The following is an 18955-nucleotide window of genomic DNA, read 5'->3' as shown; positions in this document are numbered from 1 at the left end:
GGTTTCCTCGCGAGGACAGCTTTTTCCCTCGTGGCGGAGCCACTTGGAAAAAAGATCCCGCAGCGAGGAAACCGCTGAGGTTCCGCCACCCGACCACCAGAGCAAAACGACCACCGCCCACCGAAGATCTAGCGAGTAGCCAAGCGGAGCAAGCCCCAGAGTTGGGCGATGGCGTCCTGGTCGCCGGCGGTGGTGATCTCCCGATCCGGCAGGCGCCCCCACAGCCAGAGGTAGATCAGCACGGGATCGCCGCTGATCAGGGCGTCGGCGGAGACCGACTCGTGCACGCCGGCGCGGCGCACGACGGTTCGGGTCCGGTCCGCGTAGACCACCCATTCCGCGTCCTCGGTGGACACGCCGACCGAGCACGGGCGCGTCGAGGTGATGCCGACCGCGTGCAACCGGTAGCCGAGCCACAACCGCAGGGCCTCGTCGATGCCGTCGAGCGCCACGTCCACGTCGATGCCGGTGCGGCGCACGCCGGCGGCACCCTGCACGTCGACCCGGTGCACGGTCGTCGCGTGCAGCACCCGGCGGATCCAGAACCGCACCGAGTGCTCCTCCGGCCACCAGGTGGGGCACGCGTCCTCGGGCGGGCGGGTGCCGAACTCGGCGAGCAGTTCGGCGAGGCGGGCGGTGAACCGGGCCGTCACCCCGCGCAGGCTCACCGGGTCCGGCACCTCCCACGCACCGGCGGCCTGCTCGGACGCACCCATCCAGCTGAGCACGTCCTCGCACTGCCCGCCGAGGAACCAGATCGTTTCGGCGACCGTCCGGCCCGAAGCACCCTGGACCGGCGCGTCCGGATGCACGTCGTGCGTCGCCGCGGTGAGCAACTGGCCTTCCACTCCGATCAGATCCAGCATCCGACCGGGGTCGATGGACACGTCCGCGGGCGGGTTCACGATCATCGGGCGGCCCCGGACAGGCTGCGGTCCACGATGTCGACGAACTCCACGGCGTGCCGCAGGCAGGTGTCGGCCTCGCCGGGGGTGATGCCGGGGCTGCCCGCTTCGGCGGCGGCACGCCGCAGCGAGCCCGCGGTGAAGTGCGCGGCCCACTCGCGCAGTTCGGGCGCGACCCCGGTGAGCTGGAGCCAGACGCTCCCCGAGCTCCGCGCCCGGCAGCGCCAGGACCGCGCGACGACCACGGCGGTCGCGGCGCGCAGCGCGGCCAGGTGCGCGAACACGTAGCACTCGGTCGCCCGCGTCGCGATCCGCGCGTCGCGCAGGCACGCGCGCGCCTGCTCCACCAGGGAGCGAGCACCCGCGGGCGGCGCGGGCGCGGTCACCGGCAGCCATTCGTCGCCCTGCCTGCGCCGGTGGTCGCGACGGGTGGGCGGGGTGTCGCACCGCCTGCTCGGCGCGGCGTCACCGGGGCGGCGCTGCGCCGGGATGGGCAGCGCGGCCGGGCTGGGCGAATGTGCGGACTGGGACATCGGTGTTCTCCGCTCGGTCACGACGATGCCGGCCCGGACGCCGCGGAGACGTCCCGGACCGCGATGGGCGTGGTGAGCCGGGGGGAAGCCGGCCGTCCGGCAGCGGAGCGCTTCCCCCACCCCGCCGCCGGACGTGACAGGCGAACCGAAGCCGATCGGACCACCGGAACGGCGACCCGAACTTCACGACTCGAACTTCAGTTCGACTGAGTTCAGAGTAGACCCGCACGGCGAGGAGCTCAAGGCCTGAGCACTAGATCACCTGTTCGAGTCACGTCACATCCAGGTGCCCCACCAGCGCCGACACTCCCTCCCCTGGCACACCGCCCACCGCCGGTTGATCAAGACCGGACGCCGCCGACGCTTGCCACACCCTCTAGTGTTCGGCTCGTGACAGCCGCGCCCTCACCGCACATCGACCGCATCGTCGAGCTGACCACCGACCAGCTCAGGGCACGCTTGGCCGAAGCGCTCCAGGTCTACGTGGACGCGATGGGCTACCCGCCGTCCACCGCGCAGCAACGCGCTCCCATGTGGTCGGCGCACATGATGCGGGCCGGCTGGCGCTGCGTCGCCGCGTTCAACGATGCCGACGAGCTCGTCGGCATCGGCTACGGCTACCTCGGCGTGCCCGGCCAGTGGTGGCACGAGCAGGTGTTCCGGGGGCTGCTCACCGTCACCCCGCGCGCCGAAGCCGAGCAGTGGATGCACGACTACTTCGAGCTCACCGAGCTGCACGTGCGGCCCGACAGCCAGGGCGGCGGCCTCGGCGAGACCATCCTGCGCAGGCTCCTGGACGGAGCCCCCGGCAACACGGTCCTGCTGTCCACGCCCGAAGGCCCGACCCGGGCCTGGAAGCTCTACCGCAGGGTCGGTTTCGGGGACGTGCTCCGCCACTACCAGTTCACCGGAGATCCCAGGCCGTTCGCCGTGCTGGGCCGCGGCCTGCCCCTGTCCTGAGACGGGAATCCCCCGGCCGGACGTCCGACCGGGGATCAGCGCGCTCACAGCTCGGCGAGCTGCTCCCGGAGGGTGTCGAGGCCCATCGAGCCGAGTTCGAGCGCTCGGCGGTGGAAGTCCTTCGAGTCGAAGGCCGAGCCGTAGCGGGCCCGCGCGTCGTCCCTGGCGGCCCGCCAGAGGCGCTCGCCGATCTTGTAGGACGGTGCCTGCCCCGGCCAGCCCAGGTAGCGGTCGATCTCGTCGTGCACCTGCGCCGGTTCGGCCACGGTGCGGGTGAGCATGAACTCGGCGCCCAGCTGCGGAGTCCACCGCTGCCCCTCGTGGAAGCCGGTACCCGCGGGGATCTCCAGCTCCAGGTGCATCCCGATGTCGACGATCACCCGCGCGGCGCGGAACAGCTGGTCGTTGAGCATGCCCAGCAGGTCGCCGTCGTCGCCGAGGTAGCCGAGCTCGCGCATCAACCGCTCGGCGTAGAGCGCCCAGCCCTCGGCGTGCCCGGAGACCACGCAGGCCAGCCGCTGGAACTTGTTCAACCGGTCCGCCTGGTGCACGGCCGTGGCGATCTGCAGGTGATGTCCCGGCACGCCCTCGTGGTAGACGACCGTGGTCTCCCGCCACGTCGGAAACTCCTCCCGGTCCGCGGGCACCGACCACCACATCCGGCCCGGCCGGGTGAACCCGTCCGTCGGGCCCGTGTAGTAGGCGCCGACGCCGCCGCCGGGAGGGGCGATGCGGCACTCCAACGCCATCAGCTCGTCGGGAATGTCGAAGTGCGTTCCGCGCAGGTCCTGCAACGCCTGGTCGGACAGCCGCTGCATCCACTGCTGCAACCCGTCCTGGCCGTGCACCCGGTACCGGGGGTCGACGTCGAGCTGCGCGGCCGCCTCGGCGAGCGTCGCGCCGGGGCGGATGCGGTCGGCGACCTGCTTCATCTCGGCCTCGATGGAGGCGAATTCCTCCCAGCCCCACTCGTAGGCCTCCCGCAGGTCCAGCGCGGCGCCGGTGAAGTACCGCGACCACAACCGGTACCGCGACTCGCCCACCGCGTCGGCCTGCGGCGCCTTCGGCGCGAGCTCGGTGCGCAGGAACTCCGCGAGCTCCGCGTAGGAACGCGCCGCGCCGCCGGCAGCCGCGTCCAGCTCCGCGCGCAGCGAATCCGCGACCTCCGCGCGGCCGACGAGGCTCGCGAAGTACGAGCTCCGGCCACCGGCCCCCGCCCAGGTCTCGCACTGCTCGGCGACCTTGGTGACCTGGCGGATCGCGGCCACGTCACCGCGCGCGGCGGCCTCCGTGAGCCCGGCGCGCAGGTTCGCCACGGCCGCCGGCATCCGCTCCAGCCGCCGCGCGATGGTGCGCCACTGCTCGGGCGTGTCGGTGGGCATCAGGTCGAAGATCTGCCGCAGGTTCTGCACCGGGCTGGCGATCACGTTCAGCGCGGCCATGTCCGCGCCGGCCTCGTGCAGCTCCACGTCCAGCCCGATGCGCTCCAAGAACACCGCCTTGGCGGCGCGCTCCGCGGCGTCGGCGGGTTCGGCCGCGGTCATCTCCGCCAGCGACCGGCGGGCCAGCTCGCCACGAGCGCGGTGCGCGTCGGGCGAGTAGTCGGTCAACAGCTCATCACCACCCGGAAGGCCGAGGGCCGTCGCCTCGATCGGGTCCAGCACGGCGAGTTCGTCCACGAAACGGTCGCTGATCTGGTGCACGCCACTGCTCTCGGATGCCATGTGGCGAAGGTTATCGCGCTGCGGAACGGGCTTCGCCACCTTCAGTGTTCGCCGGTGATCGCGCGCTCGTCGCGCGCACGGCGATCAGCCGAGGCCGGTGCGAGCATCACCGGCGTGCGAGGCGAAACGATGCGCGGCGGCCCGCGGGCCACCCTGATGTTGCTGATGGCCCTGGTCGGCGTGCTGCTCAGCGGGTGCCTGCACACCGACGCGTCGGTGACGCTCGCCGACGACGACACGGCGTCCGGCGAGCTGCTGCTGACCACCGAGACCCCGGACGGCCAGGTGCCGTTCCGCCTGCGCCCGCCGGAGGACCTCGCGAACCGGGTGCAGGTCGCGCCGTACTCCGAGCAAGGCCGGGTCGGGTCGCGGCTGACGTTCAAGCAGCTGGACTTCGAGGAGCTGGAACGGCTCAGCAACGCGCTCAGCCCGTCCGATTCCCGGTACAACGTGCACCTGGAGCGGCAGGGCTCGCTGGTGGAGTTCACCACGATGCTGGACCTGACCCCGCTGGCCGACACCGACTCGTCCGTCCAGATCGAGCTGACCGCGCCGGGCGAAGTGACCACCACCAACGGCAAGGAGAGCTCCGGGGTCGTCACGTGGGCGCCGGAACCGGGCGAGGTCAGCGAGCTGACCGCGACGTTCCAGTACTCCGGCTCCGGGATGGGCGTCGGCTTCGTGTGGACGATGCTGCTGGCCGGGCTGACGTTGTGCGTCGTGGTCGCCGTCGCCTTCCTCGCGCAGCGCTCGCACGAGCGGGAACGCGCGGAATCCGACGAGCGCGCGCTCTGATCGCCCACCGGCTGATCGCAGTGGCCGCCCGCCCCGTTCACCACCGGGCCGGACGCGTCCCGCAGGATAGGGCCGTGCCCATCAAGGAATCCGCACCGCAGCTGAACCGCCCCGAGGATCCGGTCCGCGCCGGCGGAGCGCGGGACGAGGACACGACCATCGAGGACCCCGTGGAATCCGACCTCCCCGGTCAGGTGCAGCGCACCCTCACCGAACACCTGGAATCCCGGCTGGCCGAGTGCGCCGAACTCGACGGCGGTTTCGCCGCGGCCGTGCAGGAGCTGAGCAGGTTCGTGCTCGGCGGCGGCAAGCGCATCCGGCCCACGTTCGCGTGGTGGGGGTGGCGCGCGGCGGGCGGTGACGCGACGGGCCCCGCCGCCGAGGCGATGCTGCGGGCGGCGAGTTCGCTGGAGCTCATCCAGGCCTGCGCGCTGGTGCACGACGACCTGATCGACGAGTCCGACACCCGCCGCGGCCACCCGACGGTGCACCGCAAGTTCGCCCGGACCCACTACGAGGAGCGCTGGGCCGGGGGTGCCGCGCAGTTCGGCATGAGCGCGGCCGTGCTGCTCGGCGACCTGGCGCTGGCCTGGGCCGACGACATGCTGCACACCGCCGGCCTCGAACCGGCCGCGCTGGGCCGCGGGCTGCGGCCGTGGCGGGCGATGCGCACCGAGATGCTCGCCGGGCAGTACCTCGACGTGTTCAGCCAGGTCCGCGGCGACGAGACGCCGGAGGCGGCGCTGCGGGTCGCGGAGCTCAAGTCCGCCTCCTACACGATCGCGCGCCCGCTGCAGCTCGGCGCGGAGATCGCGGGAGCCGACCAGCGGACGCTGGCCGCGCTGGAGGGCTTCGGCCACGACATCGGGGTGGCGTTCCAGCTGCGCGACGACCTGCTGGGCGTGTTCGGCGACCCGGCGGTCACCGGCAAGCCCGCCGGGGACGACCTGCGGGAGGGCAAGCGCACGCTGCTCATCGCGGAAGCGGTCCGGGCGGCCCGCGCGCAGGGCGACGACCACGCCGTGGCGGAGCTGCGCGCGGTGCTCGGCGACCCCGACGTCTCCGCCGAGCGGATCGAATCGGCCCGAGCGCAGCTGGTGCGGCTCGGCGCGCAGCAGGCCGTGGAGGAGCGCATCGCCGAGCTCACCCGCGGCGCGCACCGGACGCTGGAAGCGGCAGGCTTCGCCGAACCGGCGGCGACCAGGCTCGGGGAGCTCGCGGTGGCCGTCACCGACCGGACCCGCTGATGCGCCGGGTGCCGGGCCGCACCGGCCACGTCGTGGTGGTCGGCGCGGGCCTGGCCGGTCTCTCCTGCGCGCTGCACCTCGCCGGTGCCGGGCGCGAGGTCACCGTCGTCGAACGCGACGCGCTGCCGGGTGGCCGGGCCGGGCTGCTGGAGCTCGACGGCTACCGCGTGGACACCGGTCCCACCGTGCTGACCATGCCCGACCTGGTCGACGAGGCGCTGTCCGCGGTCGGCGACTCGCTCGCGGAACGGCTCGACCTGATCCCGCTGCACCCGGCCTACCGGGCGCACTTCGCGGACGGCTCGGCGTTGGACGTGCACACCGACGCCGACGCGATGGAGCAGGAGGTCCGCCGGTTCGCCGGCGCCGAGGAGGCGGCCGGGTACCGGCGGCTGCGGCGCTGGCTCACCGAGGTGCACCGGGCCGAGATGGGCCGGTTCATCGACGCCAACTTCGACTCGCCGCTGAACCTGGTCACGCCCGAGCTGGGCAGGCTGGCCGCGCTGGGCGGCTTCGGGCGGCTCGGCCCCGCGATCGGGCGGTTCCTGCGGGACGAGCGGCTGCGCCGGGTGTTCTCCTTCCAGGCCCTCTACGCGGGGCTGGATCCGCGGCGGGCGCTGGCGCTGTACGCGGTGATCTCGTACATGGACACCGTCGGCGGCGTGTGGTTCCCGCGCGGGGGCATGCACGCGCTGCCGACCGCGATGGCCGACGCCGCGGCGGCAGCCGGGGTGCGGTTCCGCTACGGCGCCGAGGTCGACCGCCTGGAGCAGCGCGGCGGGCGGGTCACGGCCGTGCACGCGGGCGGTGATCGGATCGAGGCGGACGCGGTGGTGCTCACGCCGGACCTGCCGGTGGTGCACCGGCTGCTCGGCGGGCGGGCCCGGCGGCTGCGCTGGTCGCCGTCGGCGGTGGTGGTGCACGCGGGCACCACTCGCAGCTGGCCGGGCACCGCGCACCACACGATCTCGTTCGGCGCGGCCTGGGAGAGCACCTTCACCGAGATCATCCGGCGCGGCCGGTTGATGAGCGACCCGTCGCTGCTGGTCACCCGCCCGACGGCGAGCGATCCGGCGCTGGCTCCGGACGGCAGGGAGCTGCACTACGTGCTGGCGCCGTGCCCGAACCTGCGCACCGCGGACTTCGACTGGGACCGGGTCGGCCCGGCCTACCGGGACGAGCTGTTCGCGACGCTGGAGGCCCGCGGCTTCGACGGCTTCGCCGCGTCGGTGGACGTGCAGCGCACGGTCACGCCCGTCGAGTGGGCCGCGCAGGGGCACGCCGCGGGCACGCCGTTCTCCGCCGCGCATACCTTCGCCCAGACCGGCCCGTTCCGGCCGCGCAACCTGCTGCGCAGCCCGGAGAACGTGGTGCTGGCGGGTTCGGGCACCACTCCGGGAGTGGGAGTTCCCCCGGTGCTGATCTCCGGGAAACTCGCGGCCCGGCGCATCACGGGATGATTATTCCGCTCGCATAACACGTCCGGAACCTGGAGTTCCCCGGAATCGCCGGAAACGGTCGCCTTTTCGGCACGACTCGAATGTCGGCGCACCGCCAGCCACCGCGCGATCACAAAGGGTTCACCAGCGGAAAAATCCGGGAAATCCGACGAGCAGGCGGCACCCGACATTCAAGGCGAGGACCGTCCGGCCCTCGCCTTGAATTCGTCGCGGCGGAACAGCCCGCCGTCGGCCGGTCAGATCCCCGAGCGCGCGTACTGCGGACGCAACGCGTGCCGCGGCGGAGCGCTCGGCCGGGCCGCGGTGAGCGCCTGCGGCAACCGGCCCCACCACGGCCTGGTCACCAACGCGCCGAGCACCGCACCGGTGGCGTTGAGCAGCACGTCGTCGGCCGAGACCACCCGGCCGGTGAGCACGGTGTACTGCAAGAACTCGATGCCGCAGGTCACCGCCAGCGCACCCAGCGAAATGCGGGCCCAGCCGCCGAACCAGGACACGCGCACCGGCACCAGCGCCCCGAACGGCGCGAGCAGCAGCAGGTTGCCGGCCAGCTGCAGCCACGGCAGCAGATCACCGGGCGCGGCCTGCAACGCCACGCCCAGGTCGGCGCCCGGCACCAGCCGCACCGCGACACCGGACATCGCCGGTTGCGGCGCGGCGACCAGGTATCCCACCAGGAACAACGAATAGAGCAGAACGGCGTCGACGACGGACACGAACAACGCGGGAACGACGGTGAACCTGCGACTGCGCACTATCACGGCGAACACTGCGGCGGCAACGGTCAACAACAGGTACGAGGTCGCCGCCGGGACCAAAGCACTCCAGACCGTGGCGAATGGGCGCACCGATTCCCAGTCCTTCCTTTTCCGGCCGCGCCCCATCGCCACGCGTAACGCAGGAGCGGGCGCGACGATGCGGATCCGAGTTCGCCCACCATGAGAACATCTGAACGTGTCATCACGTTTCAATCACGGTACCCATTCGGTGAACGCACGCCCACATCGCCGGGTGCCGCGCCGCGATCCCGTTCCCGCCCTCGACCCGCCGGCCGCGCACTGCCCTGCGAGAACAACGGTGCCGGGCCGCTGCGAAGCGGCCCGGCACCGGGGTGGAACGGATGTCGGCTGTTGTTCATCTCTCCGGGTCAGCCGAGGCCCGGAGGCGGCGCGGGGAAACGACCTCCGCGCGACCGCGGTCTAGAAGCCCATCGCCTGCGCCCTCCGCTTCACCTCACGTCCGCGGTCGCCGCGCAACGCGTCGATCGGCGTGCCCGGCAGCGTGTCGTCGGCGGTGAACAACCAGGTCAGGATCTCGTCCTCGTTGTAGCCGTTGTCCCGGAGCAGGGTGATCGTGCCACCCAGCCCCTTCACGACCGCGGTCTCGCCGAGGAACGCGGCGGGCACGACGAGGATGCCGTCCCGGCGCATGGCGAGCAGGTGTCCGTCACGGATCATTTGGTGCACCCGGGTGACCACCAGTCCCAGACGCTCGGCGACGTCGGGCAGCGGTGTCATCTCCACATCAGGAGCAAGCACATCCGGGGCAGCGGGGATAGCACTCACCTGGGACACGATGCCACAACCCCGCGCCGGGAGCGTGCCCCGGAAGGGTCATCATCGATACCGCGCGGCACCCGCCGAACGCGCGCCGCCACCGGACGACGTCCCGGTGCGCACCGGGCGGAGGTACGGTCGGTGACTCCTGGAACAATCGTCGCAGGCAAGCGGACATCCCTGCGGTTGGCGGACACACACCATGACCCCTGAAACACGACCCGGACGCGGTACGGAGCTCGTCGGGGCCATGCTGGAGCGCCGGTACCGGGTGGATTCGGTGATCGCGCGCGGCGGCATGTCCGTCGTCTACCGCGGACTGGACACCCGGCTGGACCGGCCGGTCGCGCTGAAGGTGATGGATTCGCACTACTCGGCGAACCCGTCGTTCGTGGAGCGCTTCGAGCTGGAGGCCCGCTCCGCCGCCCGGCTGCACCACCCCGCGGTGGTCGCCGTGTACGACCAGGGCGTGGACCGGGAGATCGACGGGGACCACGTGTACCTGGTGATGCAGCTCGTGGAGGGCTGCACGCTGCGGGAAGTGCTGCTGGAACAGGGCGTGCTGTCGCTGCCCATGGCGGTGAGCGTGCTGCGCCCGATGCTGTCCGCGCTGGCCGCCGCGCACCACGCGGGCATGGTGCACCGGGACATCAAACCGGAGAACGTGCTGGTCGGACTGGACGGCTCGGTGCAGGTCGCCGACTTCGGGCTGGTGCGCGCGACCGCGACGGCGGGCAGCACCACCGGCAACGTCATCCTCGGCACCGTCGCCTACCTGTCCCCGGAGCAGGTGACCACCGGTGACGCCGACGCGCGCACCGACGTCTACTCCGCCGGGGTCGTGCTCTACGAGCTGCTGACGGGACGCCCGCCGTTCGGCGGGGACACCGCGCTGTCGGTGGCCTACCAGCACGTGAACGCCGACGTTCCGCCGCCGAGCGAGGTCACCCCGGAGCTGCCGCCCGCGATCGACGACCTGGTGCTGCGCGCGACGCGGCGCGACCCGGCGGGCCGCCCGGCCGACGCCGCGGCCTTCCTGCACGAGCTGGAGCGCATCAGCACCGAGCTGGGCCTGCGCCCGGTGCCGGTTCCGGTGCCCGTCTCGGAGCAGCGCACGGAGATGGTCTCCACGGACGCGGGCGGGCCGCCGACCGAGCGGATCGCCCCCATCACCGAGGCCTCCGTGCCGGAGGCGACCGCCCCCTACGACCACGGCGGCCCGCAGGGCACCCGCGCGATGCCGCGCCCGGCGGCCGACGAGGAGACCACGCACGAGATCGCGGCGGTCCGCCCGTCGCCCGCCGAGCTGCACGAGCAGGAGCGCAAGCGCGGCGGCCGCCGGTTCGCCCTGTGGACGCTGGCGATCCTGGTGATCGCGGGCCTGCTCGGCGGGACCGCCTGGTGGATGGGCAGCGGTCGCTACATCCAGGTGCCGCGGGTGACCGGGGAGACCGAGGAAGTGGCCTCGCAGGTGCTGCGCGGCGCGGACCTCACCCCGGAGATCACCCGGCAGCTCGACGACGACGTGCCCGCAGGCACCGTGATCAGCTCCTCGCCGAAGCAGGGCTCGCGGATCCTCAGCGGGCAGTCGGTGGAGCTCGTGGTGTCCTCGGGCAGGCCGAAGGTCCCCGACATCGCGGCGGGCACCAGCGTCGACGACGCGCAGCAGGCGCTGCGCGCCGCGTCGCTGCAACCCGAACGCGACACCTCCGCCGACCAGTACGACTCCTCCATCCCCGAGGGCGCGGTGATCAGCGTCGATCCGGGGCCGGGCACCGAACTGGCGATCAGCTCGCAGGTGCGCCTGATCGTGAGCAAGGGGCCGCCGCCGGTGCCGGTGCCGGACGTGACGGGGGCGAGCAAGGACGAGGCGTTCGCCGCGCTCAGCGCCGCCGGGTTCGAGCCGTACGAGTCGGGGCGGCAGTTCGACTCGAACGTCGAGGCCGATCACGTGATCACCACCGATCCGGCGGCGAACACGGTGGTGGAGCTGTCCGGCAAGCCCCGGGTGGGCGTGGTGCTGTCGAACGCCGTGACGGTGCCGGACCTCAACGGCAAGGGCACCGACCAAGCCCAGCAGGAGCTCGCGGCGCTGGGCTTGGGGCTCGAGGTGCACTCGTTCTTCCAGCGGCCGGACGCCATGATCATCGGTCAGCTGCCGCTGCCGGGCAGCAAGGTCGAACCGGGCTCGACGGTGGGCGTCACGGCACTGTGACCGGAAGTTGATCACACGTTAACCGGCTCCCGGTTGATCACGAAGTGGTCAACCGGGAGTGGTCTCGACCGGTGGCTGATCGCCGTGTGGAAACATGGTGCGCACGATGCCCCCGAGTCCACCCAGCCGACCGGACGCCCCGGCCGAGGCCCATCGGGCCCGACGCGGTGCCGATGCCGCCATCCCGAATCCTGACTCCGCAGGACGCGATCAGAGCACTCCGCACCGCCGCCGATTACCGCTGCGGACCATCGCACTGGGGACGATCGGTTCGCTGCTGCTGCTGGCCGGCTCGTTCGGAGGCGCCGGAGTCCTGGTGCACGATCCGATCCTCGGTTCCGGTCCGCTCTCGGCGATGCGCTACGGCCACGGCCGGGACCTCGCGCTGGCCGTGCTCTACACCGGTTTCGGCGTGCTGGTCTGGGCGTGGGTGCGGCTGGGCCGCGGTGTCCTGGCGCAGCTGGTGGACGCGCGCGGCGTGCTCGCGGCCACCGCCGCGTGGATCCTGCCGATGCTGATCACTCCACCGCTGTTCACCAGAGACGTCTACAGCTACCTGGGCCAGGGGCTGCTCGCGCTGCACGGGATCGACCCCTACTCCGTCGGTCCCTCGACGCTGACCGGTCCGATCCCGGACAACGTGCACCCGACGTGGCAGACCACACCCGCGCCGTACGGCCCGTTGTTCATGGGCATCGCCAAGGGCGTCATCCTGATCGCCGGCGACGGCATGATCTCCAGTGTCATCGTGATGCGCCTGGTGCTGCTCTGCGGTCTGGTCATGTTGATCTTCGCATTGCCCGGCCTGGTGCGGGAACTCGGGGGCCGGTTGCCGGTGGCGCTGTGGCTCGTCGCGGCCAGCCCCATGACGGTCGTGCACCTCGTCGGCGGTCCGCACAACGACATGCTCATGATCGGGCTGCTGGCGCTCGGCACCCTGCTGATGCTGCGCGGCAAGCACGCGGGCGGCATCGCGCTGGTGACGCTCGCGATGACCATCAAGGCGACCGCCGGAGTGGCGTTGCCGTTCCTGGTGTGGATCTGGGCGGCGCGGCTGCCGGGCGGCCGCTGGGAGCGCCTGCTGCGCGCGGGCGCCGCCTCGGTGGCGATCTTCGTCCCGGTGTTCGCGGCGACCATGGCGCTGGCCAAGGTCGGCTTCGGCTGGCTGCCCGCGCTGTCGGCGCCCGGCATGATCGTGAACTACCTGTCCGCCCCGACCGGCGTGGGACAGGCCGTGCACAGCCTCGTGTCGCTGTTCGTCGAGGTGGATCGCGGTCCGTTCGTCGACGTGGGCCGCACGCTCGGCTCACTGGCCTTGGCCGGGGTGCTGATCTGGCAGTGGTGGCAGGCCCAGGACGGCGGGACGACCGCCGTGCGCCGCGCCGCGATCGCCCTGCTGGCCGCCGCGCTGCTGTCCCCCGTGGTGCTGCCCTGGTACCTGACGTGGGGCTTGGCGCTGGGCTGCGCGCTGCGGTGGACGCCGCGCGCGCTGTCCTACGTGGTGGGGTCCTCGGTGGCGCTGGTGCTCGCCTACTACCCGGACGGGGAGCAGGCGATGTACAACTGGCCGTTCGTGGCCGTGGGCATCGGAGCCGCGGTGCTCGCCGGGTTGTCGCTGGTGCGGTTCGACCCGCTGGGCCTGAACCGCCTCCGCCGCGGCGCGGCCGACCCCGCCGAGTTCGACGGGATCGGCCCGGCGCCCAGGGGTTCGACCAAGAGCTGACTCCGCGAACTCACCCGCGGCGGAGGGTCCGCCGCCGCCCGGCCGGACGGGGGCGGGCCGGGCGGTGGCGGAAGATCACGCCGAGGGCAGGACCTGGGTCTTGAGGCCGGCGCCGGTGCGGAACTCCTCCAGCGCGGACGCGTAGTCGTTCAGGCCCGCCGTGTTGGTGATCAGCGCGTCCGAGTCGACGGCACCGGAGACCAGCAGGTCCCGCGCCCGGTCGAAGCTGTTGTGCACCGCCATCGAACCGACGATGGTGATCTCCTCGTTGTAGACCTTGAACGGGGAGAAGTTCGCGCTCGCCTTCGCGTCGGCGACGCCGAACTGCAGGAACGTGCCCGCCTTGCGGACGCGGCCCAGGCCGTCCTCGATGGCGGCGACCACGCCGGTCGCGTCCACGACGAGGTCCCAGCCGTCGCGGTCCAGCTCCGCCGCGTCGGTGGCCACCGCGCTCACGCCCATCGAACCGGCCACGTCGAGCCGGTCCTGCCTGCGGTCCACCACCGACAGCGTGTTGACCCCGGCCCGCTTGAGCAGCTGGGCCAGCAGCAGGCCCATCGTGCCCGCGCCGTAGATCAGCACGTCATCGGTGAGGTCGTGCGGCACCTTGTCCAGCCCGTGCACCGCGCAGGACAGCGGTTCGATCAGCGCCGCCGCGGTCGCCGGCGTACCGGCGGGCAGCGGGTAGCACTTCTTGGCCTGCACCTGCACGTACTCGGCGGCGCCACCGGGCGAGCTGATGCCGATCGCCTGCCACGGCTCGCACAGGTTGCCCTTGCCCTTGCGGCAGTACCGGCACTCACCGCAGGGCAGCGACGGGTCGACCGCCACGAGGTCTCCCTCGGCGAGGCGGGTGACCTCGCCGCCCACCGCGACCACTCGCCCGGCGAGCTCGTGGCCCGGGGTGATCGGGTAGTTCACCACCGGGATCTCCCCGTCCACCAGGTGGAGGTCGGTGCCGCAGAGCCCGCAGGCGTCCACCGCAACCACGACATCGTTGGGCCCCGGAGTCGGGTCGGGCACCGTGGTGACCGTGATCTGACCGGGACCTTCGACGACGACCGCACGCATGCCGGCCATCCTTTCCTCTCGCCTCTCCCCAAGCGGACGCGTCGCGCCCACCCGCTCATTGCACGCCGCCACCGCGGCCCGGTGGGTGCTCCACCGCTGCCCCGCTGCCGGCGTCGTGAGGTGCCCGGCTCCTGCTCGGTGGCGGAGCCGGTCACCTCGACCGGATCACCCGGGACGTCCGGGGAACCGGTGGTGCGGCGGGGCGGACCGGTGGCACTGCGTCCACCCGGCCCGCCCCGGTCGCGGCCGCCGGCGGCGAGCACCGCCGCGTCGATCGGTGTCGCCGGAACCGGCGGCCGCGTCGTTCAACTCGGGTCCGGCCGAACCGGAACCGGGCCGATCACTTCAGCGCGCCCATGGACAGGCCGCGCACCAGCTGGCGCTGCGCGATCCAGCCGACGATGACGACGGGCAGCACCGCCAGCGTCGCCGCCGCCGACAACCGCGCCCAGTACAAGCCCTCGCTGGTGATGAACCCGACCAGGAACACCGGCACCGTCGGCCCGTTGATCGCCGTCAGGTTCACCGCGAAGAAGAACTCGTTCCAGGCGAAGATCGCGCAGATCAGCGCGGTCGCGGCGATGCCGGGAGCCACCATCGGCAGCAGCACCTTGGTGAGCTCGGTGCGCAGCCCGGCGCCGTCGATCTTCGCCGCCTCCAGCACCTCCGCGGGCACTTCCTGGAAGAACGAGCGCATCATCCACACGGCGATGGGCAGGTTCATGCCGGTGTAGAGCAGCACCAGGGCCCACACGTTGTCCAGCAGGTTGATCTGCTGGGCCGCCACGAAGATCGGCACGATCGCCGCGACGACCGGCAGCATCTTCGTGGAGATGAAGAAGAACAACGCGTCCTTGGTGCCCTTCACCGGCCGGATGGACAGCGCGTAGGCCGCCGGAACGGCGAACGCCACCACCAGCAGGCACGACACGACCGTCGCGATCAGCGAGTTGGCCAGGTACGGCCCGAGCCCGCTGTCGAAGACCAGCTTGTACTGGTCCAGCGTCGGCGCGAACACGAACGTCGGGGTGTCGGTGTAGGCGTCGGCTTCCTGCTTGAACGAAGTGAGCACCATCCAGAACACCGGGAACACGAAGAGGATCCCGAGTGCCCAGGCGATGATCGTCAGTGCGGTCCCTCCCGCGCGGCGCTTCATTCCGAAACCTCCTTGCCGGAAATGGCGGTGAAGATCGCGCGCAACGCGAAGGTGGCCACGATGATGGTCAGGATCACGACCACGACGCCGAGCGCGGCCGCCTGGCCGACGTCGAAGCCCTGGAAGACCCGCTGGTACAGGTAGAACGGCAGGTTGGTGGTGGCGATCCCCGGACCGCCCTGGGTCATCATGAAGATCTCGTCGAACGTGTTCACGACGTAGATCGATCCCAGCAGCCCCGCGAGCTGGATGTAGCGGCGCAGGAACGGCAGCGTCATGAAGCGGAACGTCTGCCAGGTGCTCGCGCCGTCCATCTTGGCGGCTTCGAGGATGTCCCGCGGCTGGCTCTGCAACCCGGCCAAGATGATCAGCATCATGAACGGCGTCCAGCGCCAGACCAGCGCGGCCAGCACCGAGGCCATCGGGTACTCGCCGACCCAGTCGATGCCGCCGAGCCCGATCGGGCCGAGCACGGCGTCCACCAGGCCGTAGGTCGGGTCGAGCATGCTGGTCTTCCACAGCAGCGCGGAGGCGACCGGCATGATCAGGAACGGGGTGATGAGCATGGTGCGCACCACGCCGCGCCCGAAGAACGGCCGGTCCAGCAGCAGCGCCAGGCCCAGGCCCAGCACCAGCGCCACCAGCACGCACCCGACGGTGACGATCACCGTGTTCAGCGCGGCCGTGTAGAACTCGCTGTCGGTGAAGACGTCGGCGTAGTTGGACAGCCCGGTGAAGCCCCACGAACCGGGGTTGAGCAGGTTCCACGAGTGCAACGAGTAGAAGATCGTCGCGAGGAACGGTGCCTGCGTGATGATGATCGTGAAGATCAACGCGGGCAGCAACGGCCCCCGGCGGGACCACTTCTCCTTGCGGCTGAGGCTGGCGCCCTTCGCCGCGGTCATCTCAGCAGTGGTCATGGCCGGTAGTTCTCCCCCACTGTCTCGGCGTACTGCTGCGCCTGCTCCAACGCTTCGTCCACGGTCTTGGCCCCGGAGATGGCAGCGGACATCTGCTGGCTCACCCGGGTGCCGAGGTCGACGAACTCGGGGATGCGCACGAACTGCAACCCCTCGTAGGGCGTGGGCTGGGAACTCGGCTTGGTCTGGTCAACGCGGCCGATGCCGTGCAGGGTCTGCTGGCCGAAGGCCGCGGCGGCCTTCTTGTACTCCGGCATCTCGTAGGTGGACTGGCGGCTGCCGGGCGGCAGGTTCTGCCAGCCGAGGTTCTCACCGACGGTCCGCAGGTAGTCCTTCGACGTGGACCAGGCGATGAAGTCCCAGGCCTCGTCGGGCATCTCGGTGGTCTTCGGGACCGCGAGCGCCCAGGTGTAGAGCCAGCTGGCCGGCTTTCCACCGGGGCCGGTCGGCGCGTTCGCGTAGCCGACCTTGCCGGAGACGTTGCTCTCCTTCGGGTCCTCCAAGGTGCCCGCCGACGACGTCGAGTCGAACATCATCGCGGCATTGCCCTGGCCGAACTCGGTGAGGCATTCGCTGAAGCCGCTGCTGGACGCGCCCGGCTCGCCGTAGTCGCGCACCAGGTTCACGTAGAAGTTCGCCGCCTCCCGCACCTCGGGGGAGTCGAGCTGCGCGTTCCACTGCGGGTCGAACCAACGGCCGCCGAACGAGTTGATCATCGTGTTGAGCGGGGCCATCACCTCGCCCCAGCCGGGCAGCCCGCGCAGGCAGATGCCCGCCCGCCCGCTCGCGTCGTCGTCGAGCTCGGCCGCCATGTCGGCGACCTGCTGCCACGTGGGGTTCTCCGGCATGGTCAGCCCGGCCTGCTGGAACAGGTCCTTGCGGTAGTTCAGCAGCGCCGTCTCGCCGTAGAACGGGGCAGCGTGCATCCGCCCCTGGTAGGACAGCGATTCCCGGATGGACGGGATGAAGTCGTCCTTGTCGTAGCCCGGAGTCGCGGTCATCCGCGAGTCCAGGTCGTGCAGCCAGCCGTTGGCCGCCCAGATCGGGGTCTCGTAGTTGCTGACCATCACCACGTCGAACTGGCCGCTACCCGTGGCCACCGACTGGGTGATCTTGTCCCGCGCCTGGTTCTCCGGCAGCGAGATGAACCGCACCCGCACGTCGGGATGCTGCTGCTCGAACTCCCCGACGAGTTCCTGCATGTCCTCCATCTGCGGGTTCGACACCACAGCCACCCGCAACACCCGGCGCCCATCGCCGGAACCGATCGCCCCCGCTCCCGCGCAACTCGCGGTGAGCAGCACCGCCGCCATCATGGCGACCAGCGACCACCATTTCCTGCCGAAATTCATCGGCATCCCTTTCTGCCGTTGCTCACGCTCGCACCACCTGCGGGCCGATCGCCTCGATGTCCTCGGCGATGCCCTGGTCCAGCCCGGTGTCGGTGACCAGCACGTCGATCTCGGAGAGTTCGCCGTACCGGTGCAGCGACACCGGACCGATCTTGCTGTGGTCCGCGAGCAGGACCCGTCGTCGCGCCCCGCGCAACATCAGTGTTTTGATCTCCGCTGAGTTCTGATCCGGAGTGGTCAGGCCCCGATGCAGGGAAACCCCATCGGTGCCCAGAAATGCGACATCGGCGAAGACCTCGCGCCATCGCTGCGCGGCCCAGGATCCGACACCGCCGTTGGTGGTCACGCGCACCCGTCCACCGGGGGTGAGCACGGACAGGTTGGGCCTGGCCGCCAACGAGACGGCGATGCTCAAGCTGTCGGTGATCACGGTCAGCGGACGGTCGGCAGGCAGCAGTTCGGCGAACCGGGCACATGTGGTGCCGGACTCGATGAGGATGGCGCCCTCGGCGGGCAGTTCACCGAGCGCGGCCCGCGCGATGCGGGTCTTCTCGGCGACCATCACGTTCTCCCGGGCGGAGAGCTGCGGATCGAAGCTCCACCGCTCCACCGGAATCGCACCCCCGTGCACGCGGTGCAGGAGTCCGTGCTCCTCGAGCACGGTCAGGTCCCGTCTGATCGTCTCCGGGGTCACTTGAAGTTCCCCCGCGAGCCCGGTCACGTCGACGCGGCCCTCCTGCCTCGCACGCTCGACGATGAGCTGCTGGCGTTCACGCGCGTACACCCAGGCGGCCTCCGGTCTCGACCCCGATTCCGATGCCCGAATCGGTCCGCTTTCATCTGACCGCGTTTGTTTATCTTGTGGTTGCAGTCACCGTCAAGGGTGCGTGACTAGCAATATGACCAGGTTCAGCGCTGACAGCTCCGGTCCGCATTCGGAGGGTGACCACAGAAACACACACGGAAACAAACCGACTCGGAAACGATCGCCGCGTACCGCCGGGTACGCCCATCCGGCGCAGGCGGCTCGGCAACGGCACCACGCCCGCCCATCCCGTTCACCGGGCCAGGACCGAACCGGACGAACATCCCATTCCCGCAACGATGCGCCCCGCGCACGCCGACGGGCCGGGGTGAACCCACCCCGGCCCGTCGAATCCGGTGGCCTAGCCGCAATTTCTTGTCAGCGGCGAAGCCGCTGAGCAGTGACCAGCCAGAGCAAGCCGACCACCGGCGGGTTCTCAGCTGCTTCCTCGCGAGGACAGCTTTTTCCCTCGTGGCGGAGCCACCGGCGGGTTCTCAGCGGCTTCCACGCGAGGACAGCGATTTCGCCGTGTA

16 protein-coding genes are annotated in these 18955 nt (G+C 71.2%); 6 read left to right on the top strand and 10 right to left on the bottom strand.

What is annotated here, in order from left to right:
* Positions 1-128: 128 nt before the first annotated feature.
* Together ACWD38_RS27305 and ACWD38_RS27300 are read right to left on the bottom strand one after the other, a co-directional pair.
* The gene (locus tag ACWD38_RS27305; RefSeq protein ID WP_184477921.1) at positions 129-911 is read right to left on the bottom strand and encodes a maleylpyruvate isomerase N-terminal domain-containing protein; all 783 of its coding nucleotides are present in this window, start codon (positions 909-911) and stop codon (positions 129-131) included.
* A complete protein-coding gene (locus tag ACWD38_RS27300; protein WP_184477920.1) occupies positions 908-1438 on the bottom strand; it encodes an SAV_6107 family HEPN domain-containing protein in 531 nt (176 codons plus the stop codon). The genes ACWD38_RS27305 and ACWD38_RS27300 overlap by 4 nt, the downstream gene beginning before the upstream one ends.
* Before the next feature lie 390 nt (positions 1439-1828).
* Here ACWD38_RS27300 and ACWD38_RS27295 point away from each other — a divergent pair, with 390 nt between their 5' ends.
* Positions 1829-2398 carry a GNAT family N-acetyltransferase gene (locus ACWD38_RS27295; RefSeq protein ID WP_184477919.1) on the top strand — a complete coding sequence of 190 codons (570 nt, stop codon included), beginning with the start codon at positions 1829-1831 and terminating at the stop codon, positions 2396-2398.
* A 44-nt stretch (positions 2399-2442) separates the two neighbouring features.
* Here ACWD38_RS27295 and ACWD38_RS27290 read toward each other — a convergent pair whose 3' ends face one another.
* Complete coding sequence (locus tag ACWD38_RS27290; protein ID WP_450125203.1) at positions 2443-4122, bottom strand: DUF885 domain-containing protein; 1680 nt, start codon at positions 4120-4122, stop codon at positions 2443-2445.
* Between the two features lie 114 nt (positions 4123-4236).
* On the opposite strand from ACWD38_RS27290, the gene ACWD38_RS27285 reads away from it, so the two are divergent.
* The 3 genes from ACWD38_RS27285 to crtI all read left to right on the top strand — a co-directional run bounded on the left by ACWD38_RS27285 (position 4237) and on the right by crtI (position 7624).
* Positions 4237-4917: a DUF3153 domain-containing protein gene (locus ACWD38_RS27285; RefSeq protein ID WP_450125202.1), complete on the top strand. Its 681-nt coding sequence runs from the start codon at positions 4237-4239 to the stop codon at positions 4915-4917.
* Between the two features lie 170 nt (positions 4918-5087).
* Positions 5088-6164, top strand: coding sequence for a polyprenyl synthetase family protein (locus tag ACWD38_RS27280; RefSeq protein ID WP_450125204.1), 1077 nt, complete (start codon positions 5088-5090; stop codon positions 6162-6164).
* Complete coding sequence (crtI, locus tag ACWD38_RS27275; protein ID WP_184477917.1) at positions 6164-7624, top strand: phytoene desaturase family protein; 1461 nt, start codon at positions 6164-6166, stop codon at positions 7622-7624. Before ACWD38_RS27280 ends, crtI begins: the two co-directional genes overlap by 1 nt.
* Before the next feature lie 236 nt (positions 7625-7860).
* Here the strand turns inward: crtI and ACWD38_RS27270 are convergent, their stop codons facing one another.
* Positions 7861-8385, bottom strand: coding sequence for a VanZ family protein (locus ACWD38_RS27270; RefSeq protein ID WP_343071257.1), 525 nt, complete (start codon positions 8383-8385; stop codon positions 7861-7863).
* Between the two features lie 438 nt (positions 8386-8823).
* The gene (locus ACWD38_RS27265; protein WP_266090171.1) at positions 8824-9189 is read right to left on the bottom strand and encodes an Rv2175c family DNA-binding protein; all 366 of its coding nucleotides are present in this window, start codon (positions 9187-9189) and stop codon (positions 8824-8826) included.
* A gap of 193 nt (positions 9190-9382) precedes the next feature.
* Between ACWD38_RS27265 and pknB the strand changes: the two genes are divergently transcribed.
* Complete coding sequence (pknB, locus tag ACWD38_RS27260; protein ID WP_246456694.1) at positions 9383-11395, top strand: Stk1 family PASTA domain-containing Ser/Thr kinase; 2013 nt, start codon at positions 9383-9385, stop codon at positions 11393-11395.
* 106 nt (positions 11396-11501) lie between these two features.
* Positions 11502-13118, top strand: a complete 1617-nt coding sequence (gene mptB, locus ACWD38_RS27255; protein ID WP_450125201.1) for a polyprenol phosphomannose-dependent alpha 1,6 mannosyltransferase MptB — start codon at positions 11502-11504, stop codon at positions 13116-13118.
* 75 nt (positions 13119-13193) lie between these two features.
* Here the strand turns inward: mptB and ACWD38_RS27250 are convergent, their stop codons facing one another.
* From ACWD38_RS27250 to ACWD38_RS27230, 5 genes are all read right to left on the bottom strand, one after another.
* Positions 13194-14189 (bottom strand): zinc-dependent alcohol dehydrogenase family protein, encoded by a 996-nt coding sequence (locus ACWD38_RS27250; RefSeq protein ID WP_184477915.1) that lies wholly within the window; start codon positions 14187-14189, stop codon positions 13194-13196.
* 340 nt (positions 14190-14529) lie between these two features.
* Positions 14530-15345: a carbohydrate ABC transporter permease gene (locus ACWD38_RS27245; protein WP_184477914.1), complete on the bottom strand. Its 816-nt coding sequence runs from the start codon at positions 15343-15345 to the stop codon at positions 14530-14532.
* Positions 15342-16265 (bottom strand): carbohydrate ABC transporter permease, encoded by a 924-nt coding sequence (locus ACWD38_RS27240; RefSeq protein WP_184477913.1) that lies wholly within the window; start codon positions 16263-16265, stop codon positions 15342-15344. The genes ACWD38_RS27245 and ACWD38_RS27240 overlap by 4 nt, the downstream gene beginning before the upstream one ends.
* Positions 16262-17617, bottom strand: a complete 1356-nt coding sequence (locus ACWD38_RS27235) for an ABC transporter substrate-binding protein (protein WP_450125200.1) — start codon at positions 17615-17617, stop codon at positions 16262-16264. Before ACWD38_RS27235 ends, ACWD38_RS27240 begins: the two co-directional genes overlap by 4 nt.
* 22 nt (positions 17618-17639) lie before the next feature.
* Positions 17640-18401 carry a DeoR family transcriptional regulator gene (locus tag ACWD38_RS27230; protein ID WP_184477911.1) on the bottom strand — a complete coding sequence of 254 codons (762 nt, stop codon included), beginning with the start codon at positions 18399-18401 and terminating at the stop codon, positions 17640-17642.
* Positions 18402-18955: the final 554 nt, after the last annotated feature.

The organism is Saccharopolyspora sp. NPDC002578 (assembly GCF_053592695.1).
Note: the sequence above shows the minus strand (reverse complement) of the source record. Positions and strands in the feature narration are given on the sequence as shown.

Excerpts from the sequence above, each read along its gene's own strand:
- mptB (WP_450125201.1), top strand. The coding sequence starts at position 11,502 with ATGCCCCCGAGTCCACCCAGCCGACCGGACGCCCCGGCCGAGGCCCAT.
- ACWD38_RS27240 (WP_184477913.1), bottom strand. The coding sequence starts at position 16,265 with ATGACCACTGCTGAGATGACCGCGGCGAAGGGCGCCAGCCTCAGCCGC.
- crtI (WP_184477917.1), top strand. The coding sequence starts at position 6,164 with ATGCGCCGGGTGCCGGGCCGCACCGGCCACGTCGTGGTGGTCGGCGCG.
- ACWD38_RS27300 (WP_184477920.1), bottom strand. The coding sequence starts at position 1,438 with ATGTCCCAGTCCGCACATTCGCCCAGCCCGGCCGCGCTGCCCATCCCG.
- ACWD38_RS27250 (WP_184477915.1), bottom strand. The coding sequence starts at position 14,189 with ATGCGTGCGGTCGTCGTCGAAGGTCCCGGTCAGATCACGGTCACCACG.
- ACWD38_RS27235 (WP_450125200.1), bottom strand. The coding sequence starts at position 17,617 with ATGAATTTCGGCAGGAAATGGTGGTCGCTGGTCGCCATGATGGCGGCG.
- pknB (WP_246456694.1), top strand. The coding sequence starts at position 9,383 with ATGACCCCTGAAACACGACCCGGACGCGGTACGGAGCTCGTCGGGGCC.
- ACWD38_RS27245 (WP_184477914.1), bottom strand. The coding sequence starts at position 15,345 with ATGAAGCGCCGCGCGGGAGGGACCGCACTGACGATCATCGCCTGGGCA.
- ACWD38_RS27305 (WP_184477921.1), bottom strand. The coding sequence starts at position 911 with ATGATCGTGAACCCGCCCGCGGACGTGTCCATCGACCCCGGTCGGATG.
- ACWD38_RS27290 (WP_450125203.1), bottom strand. The coding sequence starts at position 4,122 with ATGGCATCCGAGAGCAGTGGCGTGCACCAGATCAGCGACCGTTTCGTG.